The organism is Streptomyces microflavus (assembly GCF_014650075.1).
Classification (GTDB): Bacteria; Actinomycetota; Actinomycetes; order Streptomycetales; family Streptomycetaceae; genus Streptomyces; species Streptomyces microflavus.
This window is the reverse complement of sequence record NZ_BMUG01000001.1, coordinates 228,321-244,961: the sequence shown is the minus strand read 5'-3', so window position 1 is coordinate 244,961 and position 16,641 is coordinate 228,321. Positions and strand designations below refer to the sequence as shown.

Here is a 16,641-nt window from a genome sequence, read left to right as displayed (position 1 = left end):
CCGGGATACCGGCAGCGGCGGAGGTTCCGCCCGTCCGGCCATTATGGGCGCAGAGCCAGGGGGAGGCTCAGTTGCAGCCGTCGGCCGCCTCCAGCAGGCGGGCCGCCTGGTCGAGGGCGGCGCGGAGTACGGCGGGGTCGGTGACCGGGGCGTCCTCGGCGGGCGGCAGCAGCCAGCCGGAACCGGCGGCGGGCGGGGTGGTGGGGAGGCGCAGCCCGCGGCCGTCGGTCCGCGTACAGGCGCTGCCGGGTACGTCCCAGGCGTCGGCGGTGCCGGGCGGTACGAGGAAGCCGAGGGTGTCGCAGGCGCCGTTGTGCAGGACCGGGCCGACGGCCTCGTGGTCCCGGCCGCGGCGGAGGATGTCGACGGCCTCCAGTCCCTGGCGGGCGGGGACGGTGACGAGGTCGCAGGACTGGTCGGCCGGTGCGGGACGCGTGGGGGTCCGCGCCGGTACCGGGTCGGTGGGGGTCGTCGTCGGGTTCGTCGCGGTCGTCCGTGAGCCGGTCTCCTGGCCGATGTGCAGCAAGGGAACCCCTCCTCTCATCGCCGAACGGAGCCACACTCCGTCTCCACATGGACCAACGGCGGCAGAGCGTCAAGGGCTACGGGAGCACACCGCCGCAAAGGGTGGCAGTTCATGGCGGATTGTGGGCGAGATGCCCTTATATATGCCGAATCGCTGGGGTGTGTTCCCTGTCACAGCAGGTACGTTCTTGCTCCGCCGGGACACCGGAAAGCAGAACCCGGCTTGCACCAGAGAGGGGCCGGCCATGGTGTCGACAGGGGCAGTTCCCAACCTCGTCTTCCGCCAGCTGCGCGGACAGCGCTCGGCAGGCGAGTTCGCGGCCGCCGTCCGCAGGGCGGCGCGGGAGATCGGTGAGCAGGTCGCGTGCGATGCCCGGTACATCGGACGCGTGGAGTCCGGGGAGATCCGCTGCCCCAACTACGCGTACGAACGGGTCTTCCTGCACATGTTCCCCGGGGCCTCCCTGGCCGACCTGGGGTTCTCGGCCCGCGAGACCGTACGGGGGCGGGGGGCGCGGGTCGTCTCCGAGCCGCCGCCGGCTCCGCCGTCCGAGCCCGCCGCCCCGCACGGCGGCACCCACCACACCGACGAGGAGAGCGACGTGCTGCGTCGCGTGTTCATGATGAGCGGCACGGCCACTGTGGCCGCCGCCTCCCTGGGTCTCGGCGGGGCGCCCGCCTCCGCCGCCCGGATCTCCCTGCCCGCACAGCGCCGGGTCGGTGAGAGCGAGGTGGACGCCGTGGAGCAGGCGGTACGGCGGATCCGGGTGCTGGACGACCGGCACGGCGCGGACGGGCTCTACCGGCAGGCCGCGCGGCCGTTGAAGGCCGCGTACGAGCTGCTGGACGCCGGGACCACCACGCGGCGGGCCACCGCGGACCGGCTGCACGCGGGCGCGGGCGAGCTGGCCATCTCGGTGGGGTGGCTGGCCCACGACTCGGGGCGCTTCGACGACGCGCGCTCGCACTACGCGGAGGCGCTGGCGACGGCGCGGCTGGCGGGGGACGCGGGTCTTGAGGCGCACGCCTTCTGCAACACGTCGTTCCTGGCCCGGGACTCGGGGCGGCCCCGGGAGGCGGTACGGGCGGCCGAGGCCGGGCAGCGGGCGGCCCGCACGCTGGGCTCACCCCGGCTGCTGGCGCTGCTCGCGCTGCGGGAGGCGGGGGGCCGGGCGGGGCTCGGGGACCGTACGGGGTGCGACCGGGCGATCGGGCGGGCCCGGGCGGCGTTCGAGCGGGGGCCCGCCGGGGGTGACCCGGAGTGGATGAGCTTCTTCCGGGAGGCGGAGCTGGAGCTGCTGGAGGCGCAGTGCTGGTCGGCGCTGGGCGACTGGTCCCGGGCGGCGCGGCACGGGCGGCGGGCGGTGGGGCTCCAGGACGCGCACTTCACCCGGAACCTGGCGCTGTACCGGGCGCAGCTGACGGGGGACCTGGCGCGGGCGGGGCGGGTGGACGAGGCGGCGGCGACGGGGCACCAGGTGCTGGACCTGCTGGACCGGGTCCAGTCCTCGCGGATCCGGGGGATGGTGGCGGGGGCGGTCCGCGTGCTGGAGGCTCGGCCGGGTGGGGTGCCGGGGGCGGCGTCCTTCCTGACCCGCCACCGGGAGTCGACCCGCGCCTCCAGCCCGTCCGGCGTTTGAGGACGGAACCCTTGCCTGGGTGAGGCGGCACCCTCTCGGATCCCGTGGCGCGGGAGAGCCATGCAGTGCACCCGGAACGTGCTCGACGGTTCCGTCCTCAAACGCCGGACGGGCTGGGGTGGGCGCCCAGGAACGGGCTTACCGGTTCCGTCCTCAAACGCCGGACGGGCTGGGGTGGGCGCCGGACGGGCTGGGGAGTTCCAGGTGGCCCGTGTCGTTCCAGCGTTCCAGCGCCGGCGCACCGTACGCCCAGCCCAGCACCGACAGCGACGTCGGTTCCAGGCGGATGCGGGCGCCGAAGGACAGGTCCTCGCCCAGCCAGCGCCCGGCGAGGGCGCGCAGGATGTGGCCGTGGGCGAAGACCAGGACGTCGCGGTCGGCCGAGCGCGCCCAGCCGACCACCTCGTCCGCACGGGCGGTGACATCCGCGACGGATTCACCCTCGGGCACACCGTCGCGCCAGATCAGCCAGTCCGGCCGGTCCGCCCTGATCTGCGCCGGCGTCAGCCCCTCGTACGCCCCGTAGTCCCACTCCATCAGCGCGTCCCACCGCTCGGCCCGCTCCCCGAACCCGGCGATCTCACAGGTCTCGGCGGCCCGGACGAGCGGGCTGGTGCGGACCTCGACCCCGGGCAGCCCGCCCCAGGGCGCCCGGTGCAGCCGTTCGCCGAGGAGTTTCGCGCCCGCGCGGCCGGTGTCCAGGAGCGGGATGTCCGTCCTGCCGGTGTGGTTGCCCTGGACCGACCACTGGGTCTGACCATGCCGGGCAAGCAGGATGCGCGGTGCCATGAAGGCTCTCCCTGGAACGGTGGTGCTGGGCCTTCCATCATCCCGCACCGCCCCTGAAGGCAACCTCCGGGGCGGTGCGGGCGTCCCTCCCTGCGCAGCCACCCGCCGCGGTGCCGGAGCCAGGACGGGGCAGGCTGCTTGGGGGGCGTCCGCTCGGGGACCCCCGGGGGAGCCGGCGGCCGACCGCCGCCGTACGGTTGAACGCCCGTCGTCGGCCGCATGAACATGGGGAGAGCTACCGGATGCCGCACGCCACCGCGCCGCCCGCGACCGGTCATCGGCCCCGCTGGTGGACGGAACTCCCACTGATCGCGGTGGTGTACGGCCTCTACTCGATGGGCCGCCTCCTGGTGCGCGGGGACGTGTCGACGGCCGTCGACAACGGTCTGGCGATCCTCCGGTTCGAACAGGCGCTGTATCTCAACGCCGAGCACCCGCTGAATCGTCTTTTCACCAGCACCCCCTCCCTGGGCATAACCGCCGACTTCGCGTACGCCTCCCTGCACTACCTGGTCACCCCGGCGATCCTGGTCTGGATGTTCCGGCGCAGGTCGGCCGCGTACCGGGCGGCCCGTGTCTGGCTGATGAATTCCACCCTGCTCGGTCTGGTCGGCTTCACGCTGATACCGACCTGCCCGCCCCGGCTGCTGGACGCGAGCCACGGCTTCGTCGACACGATGGCGCAGTACAGCGCGTACGGCTGGTGGGGCGCCGGCGCGAGCGCCCCGCGCGGGCTGAGCGGGATGACCAACCAGTACGCGGCCATGCCGAGCCTGCACGTCGGCTGGTCCCTGTGGTGCGGTGTCCTGCTCTGGCGCCACGCCAGGCATCCGCTGCTGCGGTGGGCGGGCATCGCCTACCCGCTGATCACCACGATCGTCGTGATGGGCACCGCCAACCACTATTTCCTGGACGCGGTCGCGGGCGGCGCCGTGATGGCGATCGGAGCCCTGCTGACCAGGCCGGTCATGCGGCTGGCCGACCGGGTCAAGGACCGGCTGCGGGCCGCCTTCTCCCCCGTGTCCGCGGTCTCCGAGCCGGTGAAGTCCCCGATTGTCAGTGCCGGATGCAAGACTTCCGCGGGTGAGCGAATCCCCGGCCAGCGGACCTCCTCCGCAGATTCCCCCGACGCGGCAGCCGACGGACGTACCGCGGGCGCCGCGGCCAACGACGACGCTCCGGCAGCGGCTCGCTGAGCTGCGCGGCCCCTCCGTCGCACCGCACCCGCTCGACGCCCGCGCGCTGGCCGCCCTGGCCGCCAACCCCGGCTGCAAGCGCCGCGCCCTGCTGGACGGCGCCGGGGTGGACAAGGGAGTGCTCGCCACCGCGCTCGGCTCCCCCGCCCCCTTCGGCCAGTCCCAGTTCGCCTTCATGCGGGGGAACGCGTTCGAGGCCAAGGTCAAGGCCGACGGCGGAGCGGAGCTGCTGCGCCTGCTGTACGAGCGGCTCGGCGGCGGCTCCCCCGCCCCGGACCAGCACGCCGCCACGCCCGATCTGAGCGCCGCCGGCCCCGAGGGCCGGGCCGCGCGGACCGCGCTCGCCCTGCGCGAGGCGACGGCGGCGGGCGGCTGGGCGCTGCTGGACCACCCGATGCTGGCCCTGGAGGTGGCGGGCTCCCCCGCCTATCTGGAGCCGGACGCGGTGGTGGTCCACCCCGACGGCCGCTGGACCGTGGTCGAGATCAAGTCGTTCCCGATGATCGACGCCTCCGCCGACGCCGCGAAGGTCGGGGCCGCCGCCCGCCAGGCCGCGGTGTACGTGCTGGCGCTGGAGCGGGTCGCGGCGGTGGTCGAGGGGGCCGAGGTCGGCCACCAGGTGCTGCTGGTCTGCCCGAAGGACTTCTCCAACCTGCCGACCGCCTCCGTCGTCGACGTACGCAAGCAGCGCGCGGTCACCCGCCGCCAGCTGACCCGGCTGACCCGCATCGAGGACATCGCACAGACCCTTCCGGAGGGGACGACCTTCGACCCGGCGTGCGGGCCCCAGGAGCTGGAGTCCGCCGTCTCCTCGGTCGACGCCGCCTACGCCCCCGAGTGCCTGGCCGCCTGCGAGCTGGCCTTCCACTGCCGTTCGCGGTCCCGGGCCGAGGGGGCCGTGGAGTCGCTCGGCCGGAGCGTGCGCGGTGAGCTGGGCGGGCTGACCACGGTCGCCGGGGTGCTGGCCGCCGCCGCGGGCAAGGAGGGCGACCCCGCCGACCCGACCGTGGCCGCGCTGCGCCGGGCCGCAGCCCTGCGGGCCGAGGCACTGGAAAGTGCCGCGCTTTTGCGGGTCGGGGCGCTGGAGAGCGCCGCCGCGCGGGAGGGTGCGGCCGCATGTCGCTGATCACCACCCTCGCCCGGCTGGAGGCCGTCGAAGCCGGCCGCGCCCAGCCGCTGGCGACCGTCCGCCACCGCCATCTCACCGACCGGCCGCTGGTGATCGTGCCGCTCACCACCGCCGGTGAGGCCGGGGCCCCGCTCGGGGCGCTGGTCGGCACCGACCGTGAGGCGCCCCGGCTGCTCGCCGTCGCCCAGCCGCGCGACCGGGACCTGCGGTTCGCGTTCCTGGCCGAGCTGGCGGAGGCGGTGCTGCCGCACATCGAGGCGTACGCGGACGTCGTCGAGCCCGCCGAGCGCAACGAGACCGACCCGGCCACCGGCAAGAAGACCAAGGTCGAGGTCGAGCTGTGCACGGACGCGCCGCAGCTGATCGTGCCGAGCCGGGCCGGCATCGAGTTCGTCCGGCTGCTCGGCCGCTCCATGCGGTTCCGCCGCACCGCCGAGGACGACCCGGAGACGCCGTACCCGGCCCCGGTCCGCGTCCCGCTGCTCGGCCGCTGGCTCACGCACTACGGGGAGCGGGCCCGGGTGCCGGGCTCCTCGCTGCTGCTCGCCGCCACGGACCTGCTGAACCGGCACTGGGCGACCGGGCAGAGCAGCCTGGAGGACCAGCACCTGGGCGCGCTGCTCGCCTGGATCGACCCGCCGGGGGACGCGAGCGGCGCGGAGGCCGCCCTGGCCGCCGAGCTGGCCCGCGACAAGGACGGGCAGCTCCTCTGCCCGCCCGCCGGGCCCGCCACCGACCCGGCCTTCGACAACCGGCTCCTCGCCCCCGCGATCGAGCGGTACGACCGGGCCCGTCAGGCGCTGGCGGCGGCCGAGGACGGGCTGACGGCCGACGAGCGGCTCGGCGAGCTGAGCAAGGCCGAGCGGGAGATCCGCTCGCTGCTCGCCCGGGTGATGCTGCCCACCTGGGACCGGGTGTGGCAGGGACTCGACCTGCTGCGGGAGCTGCCCGAGGGGTCCCGGGCCGAGGACCGCTGGACCCGGGACCGCTGGTCGTTCACCGCCCACCGGGACCGGGTGAGCTCGGGTGAGCCGCCGCAGCCCCGCCGGGACGACGCGGTGACGGCGGCGCAGAAGCTGGCCTCCCGGGAGACCGCGCAGGCCCAGCTGGAGGCTCAGGAGGCGCTGGACGATCCGCTGGTGCTGGCGGGGCGGCGGCTGGCGGGCGAGGCGTTCCTGGCGGACGTGACCGAGGTCGAGATGGCGTACACGGAGTCCAAGCGTCCGTCCCCGCGCCCCCTGGTCACCCTCCGCACGGACGAGCGGCCTCATCTGGGCGAGCGGACCAAGGTGTACCGCTCGCTGGACGGCAAGCCGCAGACGGCGGAGTTCGTGCGGTACGCCTCCGGGGACCCGGGCGACGAAGGCTCCGGCGAGGACGGCCCCGGCGACAGCGGCTCCGGCGGCAGCGGCTCCGGCGGCAGTGACGTGGTCCTGGTGCTGCGGATCATGGACCGGATGGGCCGGGGCAAGGAGCCGGCGCCGGGTTCGCTGCCGGAGCCCGGGGAGCGGATCACCTGGACCCTGTTCGAGCACGACCAGCGCGGCGGGCCGAAGCTGCCGGATCCGGAGGAGACGCCGTGGACCCACGGCGGTCCGCCGGGCGCGAACGCCGCCACCCGCGCGGAGCACCCCGACCCCGTGACCCCGGAGGACCTGCTGTGACCTCGACCCCCGTCACCACGGAGGGACCGCTGTGAGGACCGTCTTCGATCCCGGTGCGGAGGCGGCGCGGGCGACCGGGGCGATCCTCGACGACACCCTGCGCGGCAGCGCCCGGGGCATCGTCGTGGACTCCCCGCCCGGTGCCGGGAAGTCGACCCTGGTGGTCCGGGCGGCGCTGGAGCTGGCCGCCGCCGGGCACCCGCTGATGGTGATCGCGCAGACCAACGCGCAGGTCGACGACCTGGTGGTGCGTCTCGCCGAGAAGGAGCCGGAGCTGCCGGTGGGCCGGCTCCACAGCAGCGACTCCGACCCGTACGACAAGGTGCTCGACGGCCTCGACAACGTACGGAAATCGGCGAAGGCGGCGGATCTGGCCGGGCTCGACGTGGTGATCTCGACGGCCGCCAAGTGGGCGCACGTGAAGAACGTGGAGCCGTGGGGGCACGCGATTGTCGACGAGGCGTACCAGATGCGCTCCGACGCGCTGCTGGCCGTGGCCGGGCTGTTCGAGCGGGCGCTGTTCGTCGGGGACCCGGGGCAGCTGGACCCGTTCTCGATCGTCGGCGCGGACCAGTGGGCGGGGCTGAGCTACGACCCCTCGGCGAGCGCGGTCTCCACGCTGCTCGCGCACAACCCGGAGCTGCCGCAGCACCGGCTGCCGGTCTCCTGGCGGCTCCCGGCGTCGGCGGCGCCGCTGGTGTCGGACGCGTTCTACCCGTACACACCGTTCCGCAGCGGTACGGGCCACGGGGACCGGAAGCTCTCCTTCGGGGTGGCCTCCGACGGCTCGGGGCCGGACCGGGTGCTGGACGAGGCGGCGGAGGCCGGTTGGGGCCTGCTGGAGCTGCCGGCCCGGCACACCCCGCGTACGGACCCCGAGGCGGTACGGGCGGTGGCGCTGGTGGTCCGGCGGCTGCTGGACCGGGGCGGTGTCGCCACCAGCGAGCGGGCGGAGCAGCCCGTGCCGGTGACGGCGGACCGGGTGGCGGTCGGCACGGCCCACCGCGACCAGGCGGCGGCGGTGCGGGCGGCCCTCGCTGAGCTGGGTGTCACGGGGGTCGCGGTGGACACGGCGAACCGCCTCCAGGGCCGCGAGTTCGACGTCACGGTGGTCCTGCACCCGCTGTCGGGCCGCCCCGACGCGACCGCCTTCCACCTGGAGACGGGCCGCCTGTGCGTGCTGGCCTCGCGCCACCGGCACGCCTGCATCGTGGTGTGCCGGGAGGGGGTGGCGGACCTGCTGGACGAGCACCCCTCCACGGAGCCGGTGCAGCTCGGCGTCACGGTGAAGTTCCCCGACGGCTGGGAGGCGAACCACGCGGTGCTGGCCCGCCTCGCCGAGCACCGGGTGCGGTGGAAGCCGTAGTGAAGCCGCAGGGGGCAAGGCCGGGCACTCCCTTGGCCTGCGGCCCTCTTGCGCGGGGTTGGACAATGGAGGGTGGCCGTCCGGGCCGTCCGAGGGAGGAACAGCACATGACACAGTCCGAGCGGAACGAACGGCAGCGGCTGCGCCCCGCGCCCCTGCTCTTCGAGCCGTCGGAGGCGGGGGCCGATCCGGAGCACTTCTTCGACCTGGAGTCGATGGACGACCCCCGTGAGCTGCTGGCCCGCGCGACCGAGCTGACGCAGGCCTTCCGTGCGGCGACGGACCGGTCGGTGGAGTTCCAGGCGATGGCGGCGGCGCAGCTCGCCGATCCGCGCCGGTTCGACCGGCTGACGGCGGCGGATGTCGCGGAACGCGCGGAGTGGACCGAGGACTACGCGAAGAAGATGATCGAGTTCGGGCGGTCCCTGCTGGACGCCTCCTCCACCTGACAGCCGGGCCGTACGACGCCTCCGCCACCACCACCTGACAGCCGGCCGCGCGGGGAGGGCGGGGGCTCCCAGGCCGGGGGTCAGGTCCCGTGGCATATTCCGGGCGGGCAAGATACTCCCTCCCCTCCCGCCGTGTCCCGGTTTCCGGCAACTCTCGGAATCAGCTCCGTCACTCCCGGTAGACCTTTTCTCCATGAGCGCTTGGCTGAAAGACGAAACGACCCTGCAGGCCGGCGGAGCCGCGCCCCACGCCGTCGACATCTTCGCCCTGCTGCGGGACCAGACCGGGGCGCAGGCCGCCCAGGTGACCGCCGCCGGAGCCGCCTGGCTGGCAGGGGCCTCCGCCTACCCCCGCTCCACGCTCGCGCAGTGGGAGGAGCGCCCGGCCGCGCCCGGGGTGCTGCCCTGCGGCTCGCAGTTCGACATCGTCAATGTGCCCGCCCTCTTCGGGCGGCGGATGCTTGAGCGGCTCTGGGCCGAGGGTCCCGGCACCGGTCCCGTCGCCGTGCACCGGGGCCGGATGCTGCTCTTCGCCGCCCCCGGAACGGCCCAGCGGCTGCCCTCGCTGCTGGCCTGGGAGGAGTGGGGATCCGGCGGTGGGGAGCAGTCCCGCGCACCGCGCGGGGAGGTGCCCCCGATGCTCTGCCACGGCACCGGCGACGCCGTCACCGTACCGCCTCTGACCTGCCCGTCCGATGGTTCCGGGCCGCGCTGGCTGGTGGCGCCCGACACCCGTAATCCCTGGCTGCCCGGGCCCGATGTGCTGCTCTGGGCGTGTGTGCGGGTGAGCCGGTCGAGGACGACCCAGGGGGCCGGACATTCGATTTTTCCTCGGGCGGATCAGGGTGCTAATGTCTACGACGTCACCAGGCGCCGTTAGCTCAGTTGGTTAGAGCAGCTGACTCTTAATCAGCGGGTCCGGGGTTCGAGTCCCTGACGGCGCACAGACGGAAGAAGCCCCTCGCGGAAGCGGGGGGCTTCTTCGTGTTCCGGGACGTACGCGGTCTCAGACTCCGGCCGTGATCCGGACCGTCCAGGAGCCGGAGGGCGTGCGGTCGGCGACCTCCACGCGGGTGCGCTCGCCCGGCACGGTGTAGGTCTCGCCCTCGGTGAGCGGGGCGTCCGCGAGCGGCGGGTAGACCGAGCGGTCCCAGCAGGATCCGGTCTCCGGGTGGGTGTCCACCACTTCGACCGGGCCGCCGCCGGAGGCCGTCCCGCTGCGGACCCGGTAGATCAGGATGCCCTCGGTGCAGGTCCCCCGGTCGTTGCCGGTGGCGCTGCGGGCCTCGACGGCCAGGACGCTGTCCGCCCCGGTGCGGACGACGGCGAGCCGGGTCCCGATCGACCCGCCGGGCACGGGGGCGGCGGCGACCGGCTCCAGGGTGAGGTCGGCCGAACCCTGGACGCAGACGACCTGGGGCCCCTCCAGCCAGCCGAGCTTCCACTTGTGCCAGCCGAAGAGGTCCGGGGCCAGGCCGAACTGGCTGCCCATGACGTCCCAGTCGCCGACGTAGGTGTCCCAGTCGCCCTTGCCGTCGGTGGGCCGGTGGTAGAGATCGGCCAGATCGAAGACGTGTCCGGTCTCGTGGGCGAGGACGTTGCGGTCGGGCGGGTGCTGTTCGAAGACGGTGACGACGCGCCGGATGTCGGTGGAGTCGGCGCGCAGCGGCCGCTCGAAGTTGACGACCTTGGTCGCGTCGGAGTCGACGCCCGGGGCGTCCGGGTCGGCGACGAGATAGACGATGTCGTACGCCGAGAAGTCGACGTCCTCGTCGGCGGCGGCGATCGCGTCGCGCAGGTAGGCGGTGCGCTTCTTGGCGTCCCAGTCGCGCTCTATGCCGTACCAGGTGGAGGGGCGCGGCATCTGCGTCCAGGTCCGCTGCGGGTGCGGGCGGAGGGTGAATCTGCCGTAGCTGGCGCGCTCGAAGAAGCGGGTGGTCGAGGGGAAGTGGTCGGCGGTCAGCAGTTCGGGGGTGAGCACGGGCTCGGAGTCCGGGAACGACAGGAAGATCATGACTGCGTCGAGGCGCCGGGCGGGCTGGGGGTAGGCCCCGTTCCAGCTGTCCAGGCCCAGCGAGTGGTGCGCCGCTGTCCTCGGGAGCGCGCACGGGGCCGCGTCGCGCGCGGCGGCCGCGGCGGGGCCGGCGACGAGCGAGGTGGCGGCGAGCGCCAGGAGGGAGGTCAGGGCGGCCGCAAGACTGCGCAGCTTCAACCGCTCCGCTCCCCCGGGTCCGGGCTCACGCTGCACATCGACCTCCGGGTGGGAACGCGGTACGTCTCGTCCACCCTGTGCCGTTTCCTGGTGATGCGCCCTGTTGTGCTGCCCCACACGGGTCACATGGGCCACACGGGTTGCAGCGTCGACCCCCACCGACACCACACCCCAGGCCTTCACGGAACGTCACCACTGACCGGACCGGCGGCGCGATGCAACAGAACCGCGCAGAAACCATCAGGACCGGGCAAAGCGGAACGTCGCAGACCGGCCGTTCGGTCGAGCCATGGCCGGATGCGAGCTGGAACGCCCGACGCGCCACCCTCTATGCTTCACCACGCTTTCCCGCGTGGATCGGGCCCCTTCACGGGTTCACCACCCGGTGCCCTGTCCGACCCCACCTGTTCACGACAACCTTCACAGCGGGAGCGAGCGGTGAGCGGAACCTCCGAAGGGCCCCGGGCCCCGGCGGGCACATCCCCGGACGCCGTGGACACCCCGGTCACGGAGCGTCATACGGCAGGACCTGCGGCACGCCCCCCGGATCCGATCCGGAGCGCGGCGGACACCGCCGCCACCGAGCTGCGCGACCACCGGGCCGCGTTCAACGCCGCCACCCTCCCCATGGCCGTCGTGGACGGCCGGGGACACGTCGTACGGGCCAACGACGCCCTCGGCGGGCTCCTGGGCACGACGCCCGGGGCGCTGGCCGACCGGCAGGCCTGCGAGCTGGTGGATCTGGCCTCCGACGACCGCACCTGGCACGCCTACCGCGAGGTGCTCCAGGGCCGCCGCTCCCGGTTCCGCTGCACCCGCCGCCTCAAGCACCCCGACGGGCGCACCCTGTGGGCCGAGGTCACCGTCGTACCGATGACGGGGACATCGGCCGCGGAGCCCGCGCGGGTCCTGCTGACGGTGGCGGACATCAGCGACCGGCGCGAGCTCCAGGACCGGCTGCGCCACCTCCAGATGCACGACCCGGTGACCCGGCTGCCCAACCGGACCCTGTTCTTCGAGCGGCTCTCGGTGGCCCTGGAGACCCCGCCGTACCAGGACGACTCGATGCTCCCCCGGCACGGCCGGATCGGGCTCTGCTACCTCGACCTGGACGGCTTCAAGGCCATCAACGACACCCTGGGCCACCGGATCGGCGACCGGCTGCTGGCCGCCGTCGCCGGGCGGCTCACCGACTGCGCCGAGAACGACGCGAGCCGCAGCCCCGGCGGCAGCCGGCTGGTGGCGCGCCTGGGCGGCGACGAGTTCGCGATCCTGGTGGAGGACTCCGGCGGTACGGAGGCCCTGACCGAGCTGGCCCGCTCGGTCCTGGCGGCCCTCCAGCACCCCTTCGACCTGGCCGGGCAGCGGCTCTCGGTCTCCGCCTCGATCGGGGTGGTGGAACGGCCGGTGGCGGGCACCTCGCCGACCGGGCTGATGCAGGCCGCCGACACCACGCTGTACTGGGCGAAGGCCGACGGCCGGGCCCGCTGGACGCTCTTCGACCCCGAGCGCAACGCCCACCGCATGACCCGCCAGGCGCTCTCCTCCACGCTCCGGCCCGCCGTGGAGCGCGGCGAGTTCACCCTGGAGTACCAGCCGCTGGTCGGCATGGCGGACGGGGTGGTGCGCGGGGTGGAGGCGCTGGTGCGCTGGAACCACCCGCAGTTCGGCGTGCTGTCGCCGAATCGGTTCGTCGGGATCGCCGAGGAGGACGGCTCGATCGTGCAGCTCGGCCAGTGGATCCTGCGCACCGCGTGCCGGCAGGCGCGGCGCTGGCAGCTGGACCATCCGGACGAGCCGGCGCTCTTCATCAGCGTCAATGTCGCCGTACGCCAGGTCTGGGACTCCGACCTTGTGGCGGACGTCGCGCAGATCCTGGGCGAGACGGGGCTGGCGCCCGGGCTGCTCCAGCTTGAGCTGACCGAGTCGGCGGTGATGGGCTCGGGCGGCCGTCCGCTGCGGGCGCTCCAGGCGCTGAGCGACATGGGCGTACGGATCGCCATCGACGACTTCGGCACCGGGTACTCGAACCTGGCCTACCTCAGCCGGCTGCCCGTCTCCGTGCTGAAGCTGGACGGGGCGTTCGTGAAGGGCTTCCGGTACGAGGACGGTACGCACCCCAGCCCCGCCGACGAGACGATCGTGGAGGCGATGGTGCAGCTGGCGCACCGCCTGGGCCTGACCGTCACCGCGGAGTGCGTGGAGACGGCCGGGCAGGCGGAGCGGCTGCGCCGGATCGGCTGCGACACGGGGCAGGGGTGGCTGTACTCCCGGGCCGTGGCGCCGGAGCTGATCGCGGCGCTGATCACGGCCCGGCCGGCCGCCGAGAGCTAGGGCCTCCCGGCAGCCCGTACGGCTTACGACTCAGGCGCCGCCCGGCAGCCCGTACGCGTCCGCGATCAGCTCGTAGCTGCGCAGCCGCGCGTCGCCGCCGTGCGCGTTGGCGGTGATCATCAGCTCGTCGGCGCCGGTGCGCTTGGCCAGGTCGTCCAAGCCGGTGCGGACCTCGTCGGGGGTGCCGTGGATGACGTTGGAGAGCCAGCCGTCGACGAACTCCCGCTCCATCGGGGAGAAGTCGTACGCGGCCGCCTCCTCCGGGCTCGGGATCAGCCCCGGGCGCCCGGTGCGCAGCCGGACCATCGACAGGGCGCCGGTCAGCACCTGGCGGCGGGCCTCGGCCTCGTCGTCGGCGGCCAGCGCGGAGACGCCGATCAGGGCGTACGGGGCGTCCAGCACGGCGGAGGGCCGGAAGGAGCTGCGGTACAGGTCGAGCGCCGGGATCGTGTTCTGCGCCGAGAAGTGGTGGGCGAAGGCGAACGGCAGGCCGAGCGTGCCGGCCAGCCGGGCGCTGAAGCCGGAGGAGCCGAGCAGCCAGACGGGCGGCCGGTGCGCGGACTGCACCCCGCCGGGGGCGGTCGCCTGGACCGGGCCCGGTACGGCGTGGATGCGGGCGTACGGGTGCCCGTCGGGGAAGTCGTCGTCCAGGAACCGGATCAGCTCGCTGAGCTGCTGCGGGAAGTCGTCGGCCCCTTCGTTGAGCCGGTCGCTGCGGCGCAGGGCCGCCGCCGTCGCGCCGTCGGTGCCGGGGGCCCGGCCGAGGCCCAGGTCGACGCGGCCGGGGGCCATCGCCTCCAGGGTGCCGAACTGCTCGGCGATCACCAGGGGTGCGTGGTTGGGCAGCATGACGCCGCCGGAGCCGAGGCGGATGCGCTCGGTGTGGGCGGCGATGTGCGCGAGGATCACGGCCGGGGAGGACGAGGCGACCCCGGGCATGGAGTGGTGCTCGGCGACCCAGTAGCGGCCGAAGCCACGGCTCTCGGCGAGCTTCGCGATCTCCACGCCGGTGCGCAGGGCCTGGGTCGCGGTGCGGCCCTGCCCCACGGTCACCAGGTCGAGGACGGAGAGCGGTACGGGGGCGCTGCCGGCCGCCGTCCCTCGGATTCCGTCGCCGCCCGTCCCGTCGCCCGTGTTCCCGCCTCGGATCTCGTCCACGTGTCGGCCCTCTCCCGGTGCTGCTCGTCGTACGTACGCGTATCGGAGGCGTACAACAGGAGGATGGCTCCGGTTATTCCGGGAGGGGCCGCCAAGGGGCTCAGCAACCTACGACGGGCGGGGCCGTCAGGGGCCGGGCGGCGCTACTCGCGTACCTCGATGCCCTTCGGCTCCACCGCTCCCGGTGCCGGCCGGCGGGCGGCGAAGAGCGTGCCGAGGGTCGGGGCCCAGATCCGGCGGTCGGTCAGCCGCAGACCCTCCCAGACCGTCACCTGGCTCGCCGTGAGGACCGGCTTGCCGAGCGCCTCCTCCAGTTCGGGGATGAACGCGGCGGTGTGCAGGGCGGCGTCCGGGAGCAGCACCACCTCGGCGTCCGGGTGGTCCGCGGCGAGCGCGAGCTCCTTGACCCGGTCCACCCCCCACGTGGCGACCTCGGCGGCCGTGGTGACCCCGGCACTCCCGGAGGACACCACCTCCTCACCGCCCGCCACCAGGAACTCCGTGAAGAACGTCGTGACGTCCTCGGGCCAGGCGGCGGCGATGGCGACCCGTCCGGCGCCCAGCTCCCGTGCCGCGTGGACGAAGCCGAAGGCGGTGCTGGAGGCGGGCAGGCCCGCGCTCCGGGCGAGGGTGGCGATCTGGTTGTGGGCGCCCGCCCAGCCGTAGACGAAGCTGCCGGCGGGGCTCGCCCAGACGAGTGCCTCGGCGCCCGCGAGGCGCAGCTCCTCGACGCCCTCGGCGAGCCGGTCCGGCGCACCGGTCTCCAGCAGCACGCCCGGCTGGTAGGTGTCCTCGCCGGTCTCGGTGTGGAACAGCGGCAGCCTGATGTCCGTGTCGAGCGTGATCTCCAGCCGGGGGAAGTCGTCCTCGGCGGCGTGACCCGGATAGAGAAGTCCTACGGTCGTCATGTTCACCCTTCCGTCGGCGTCGGCACGGAAGCCACTGGTGCCCCTGTCCCTGTCAAGTATTCCCCCGATGGCGCGGTGACGGCGGGTGGGCGGGGCTCGTCGGGGGCCCTGTTGACGCGGGGGGAAGCTGCTGCGAGCGTGGTCCGGGCAGAGGTCATGATCAAGCCTGCACCTGGGGCGACCTGCGACGTTGCGGAGTGATGAGCCACCGATGCCGGAACCCGTCGTTCTCGTCCTCGACGCCGATCCGTCCCCGCGCCTGGGCCGGCTGACCGGCCGGGCCCGGGTCGTGCGGACCGGTGCGGCGGAGCTCGCCGCCCGGCTGCCGGACGCCGATGTGCTGCTGGTGTGGGACTTCACCTCCGACGCGGTGCGCGAGGCCTGGCCCGGGGGCGGGCCGCGGCCACGGTGGGTGCATGCGGCGAGCGCGGGGGTGGACCGGCTGCTCTGCCCGGAGCTGGCCGCCTCCGACACCGTGCTGACCAATGCGCGGGGCATCTTCGAGCGGCCGATCGCGGAGTACGTGGCGGGCCTGGTGCTGGCCTTCGCCAAGGACCTGCCCAACACCCTGGCCCTCCAGCGGGAGCACCGCTGGCACCACCGGGAGGGGCAGCAGGTGGCCGGTTCGCGGGCGGTGGTCGTCGGCGCGGGCCCGATCGGGCGGGAGATCACCCGGCTGCTGCACGGCCTGGGCGTCCAGGTGGCGCTGGTGGGCCGGACCGCCCGGCGCACCATCCACGGCATCGAGGACCTGGGCCCGCTGGCGGCGCGGGCGGACTGGGTGATCTCGGCGGTGCCGCTGACCCCGTCGACGTACGGGATGTTCGACACCCGCTTCTTCGGGGTCCTCCAGCCCTCGGCCCGGTTCATCAACGTGGGGCGCGGGGCGAGTGTGGTGGAGGCGGACCTGGTGGAGGCGCTGAACCGCCGGTGGCTGGCGGGGGCGGCGCTGGATGTGTTCCGGGAGGAACCGCTGGGCGAGGAGAGCCCGTTGTGGGATGTGCCGGGGCTGCTGGTCTCGCCGCATCTGAGCGGGGACACGGCCGGCTGGCGGGACCGGCTGGGTGAGCAGTTCGTGACGATGTACGAACTATGGGCGGATGGCCACCCGTTGCCCAATGTGGTGGACAAGGAGCGGGGTTACGTCCCGTCCACCGACAACTCCGAGGACCCTGACGGCACATAAGGGACAGATACCGCCGAGGGCCGCTCACCGCAGCGGCCCCGTCACCCTCCGCCCGCATCAGGCCACGGGAAGGTCACCCTCCGGC

General features: G+C 74.1%; 14 protein-coding genes and 1 tRNA gene. 10 read left to right on the top strand and 5 right to left on the bottom strand.

Going from position 1 to position 16,641, the window contains the following annotated elements; translation table 11 throughout:
* Positions 1-67: 67 nt before the first annotated feature.
* On the bottom strand, positions 68-526 hold the full coding sequence (locus tag IE264_RS01065) for a hypothetical protein (protein WP_180289014.1): 459 nt from the start codon (positions 524-526) through the stop codon (positions 68-70).
* Between the two features lie 244 nt (positions 527-770).
* Between IE264_RS01065 and IE264_RS01060 the strand changes: the two genes are divergently transcribed.
* Entirely contained in the window at positions 771-2,165 is a 1,395-nt protein-coding gene (locus IE264_RS01060) for an NsdA family TPR-like regulatory protein (protein ID WP_032758471.1), read from the top strand.
* A gap of 153 nt (positions 2,166-2,318) precedes the next feature.
* Here the strand turns inward: IE264_RS01060 and IE264_RS01055 are convergent, their stop codons facing one another.
* Positions 2,319-2,954 carry a histidine phosphatase family protein gene (locus IE264_RS01055; protein ID WP_051821898.1) on the bottom strand — a complete coding sequence of 212 codons (636 nt, stop codon included), beginning with the start codon at positions 2,952-2,954 and terminating at the stop codon, positions 2,319-2,321.
* A 242-nt stretch (positions 2,955-3,196) separates the two neighbouring features.
* On the opposite strand from IE264_RS01055, the gene IE264_RS01050 reads away from it, so the two are divergent.
* From IE264_RS01050 to IE264_RS01020, 7 genes are all read left to right on the top strand, one after another.
* Positions 3,197-4,150 (top strand): phosphatase PAP2 family protein, encoded by a 954-nt coding sequence (locus IE264_RS01050; protein ID WP_032758470.1) that lies wholly within the window; start codon positions 3,197-3,199, stop codon positions 4,148-4,150.
* The gene (locus IE264_RS01045) at positions 4,038-5,276 is read left to right on the top strand and encodes a hypothetical protein (RefSeq protein ID WP_032758469.1); all 1,239 of its coding nucleotides are present in this window, start codon (positions 4,038-4,040) and stop codon (positions 5,274-5,276) included. Before IE264_RS01050 ends, IE264_RS01045 begins: the two co-directional genes overlap by 113 nt.
* Positions 5,267-6,943: a hypothetical protein gene (locus IE264_RS01040; RefSeq protein ID WP_032758468.1), complete on the top strand. Its 1,677-nt coding sequence runs from the start codon at positions 5,267-5,269 to the stop codon at positions 6,941-6,943. Before IE264_RS01045 ends, IE264_RS01040 begins: the two co-directional genes overlap by 10 nt.
* Before the next feature lie 31 nt (positions 6,944-6,974).
* Positions 6,975-8,309, top strand: a complete 1,335-nt coding sequence (locus IE264_RS01035; RefSeq protein ID WP_015608728.1) for an AAA domain-containing protein — start codon at positions 6,975-6,977, stop codon at positions 8,307-8,309.
* Between the two features lie 107 nt (positions 8,310-8,416).
* Positions 8,417-8,758 carry a DUF8844 domain-containing protein gene (locus IE264_RS01030; protein WP_032758467.1) on the top strand — a complete coding sequence of 114 codons (342 nt, stop codon included), beginning with the start codon at positions 8,417-8,419 and terminating at the stop codon, positions 8,756-8,758.
* A 193-nt stretch (positions 8,759-8,951) separates the two neighbouring features.
* Complete coding sequence (locus IE264_RS01025) at positions 8,952-9,638, top strand: bifunctional DNA primase/polymerase (protein ID WP_063605764.1); 687 nt, start codon at positions 8,952-8,954, stop codon at positions 9,636-9,638.
* Positions 9,629-9,702: transfer RNA gene (locus IE264_RS01020), tRNA-Lys, on the top strand. Before IE264_RS01025 ends, IE264_RS01020 begins: the two co-directional genes overlap by 10 nt.
* Before the next feature lie 62 nt (positions 9,703-9,764).
* On the opposite strand, the gene IE264_RS01015 is transcribed toward IE264_RS01020, so the two are convergent.
* The gene (locus IE264_RS01015; protein WP_032758466.1) at positions 9,765-11,006 is read right to left on the bottom strand and encodes a M6 family metalloprotease domain-containing protein; all 1,242 of its coding nucleotides are present in this window, start codon (positions 11,004-11,006) and stop codon (positions 9,765-9,767) included.
* A 402-nt stretch (positions 11,007-11,408) separates the two neighbouring features.
* Here IE264_RS01015 and IE264_RS01010 point away from each other — a divergent pair, with 402 nt between their 5' ends.
* Positions 11,409-13,304 (top strand): putative bifunctional diguanylate cyclase/phosphodiesterase, encoded by a 1,896-nt coding sequence (locus IE264_RS01010; RefSeq protein ID WP_078657527.1) that lies wholly within the window; start codon positions 11,409-11,411, stop codon positions 13,302-13,304.
* A 30-nt stretch (positions 13,305-13,334) separates the two neighbouring features.
* Here the strand turns inward: IE264_RS01010 and IE264_RS01005 are convergent, their stop codons facing one another.
* Both IE264_RS01005 and IE264_RS01000 read right to left on the bottom strand, forming a co-directional pair.
* Complete coding sequence (locus IE264_RS01005; RefSeq protein WP_032758464.1) at positions 13,335-14,462, bottom strand: LLM class flavin-dependent oxidoreductase; 1,128 nt, start codon at positions 14,460-14,462, stop codon at positions 13,335-13,337.
* A 143-nt stretch (positions 14,463-14,605) separates the two neighbouring features.
* Entirely contained in the window at positions 14,606-15,370 is a 765-nt protein-coding gene (locus IE264_RS01000) for a maleate cis-trans isomerase family protein (RefSeq protein ID WP_032758463.1), read from the bottom strand.
* Between the two features lie 211 nt (positions 15,371-15,581).
* Between IE264_RS01000 and IE264_RS00995 the strand changes: the two genes are divergently transcribed.
* Positions 15,582-16,556 (top strand): D-2-hydroxyacid dehydrogenase, encoded by a 975-nt coding sequence (locus tag IE264_RS00995; RefSeq protein ID WP_032758462.1) that lies wholly within the window; start codon positions 15,582-15,584, stop codon positions 16,554-16,556.
* Positions 16,557-16,641: the final 85 nt, after the last annotated feature.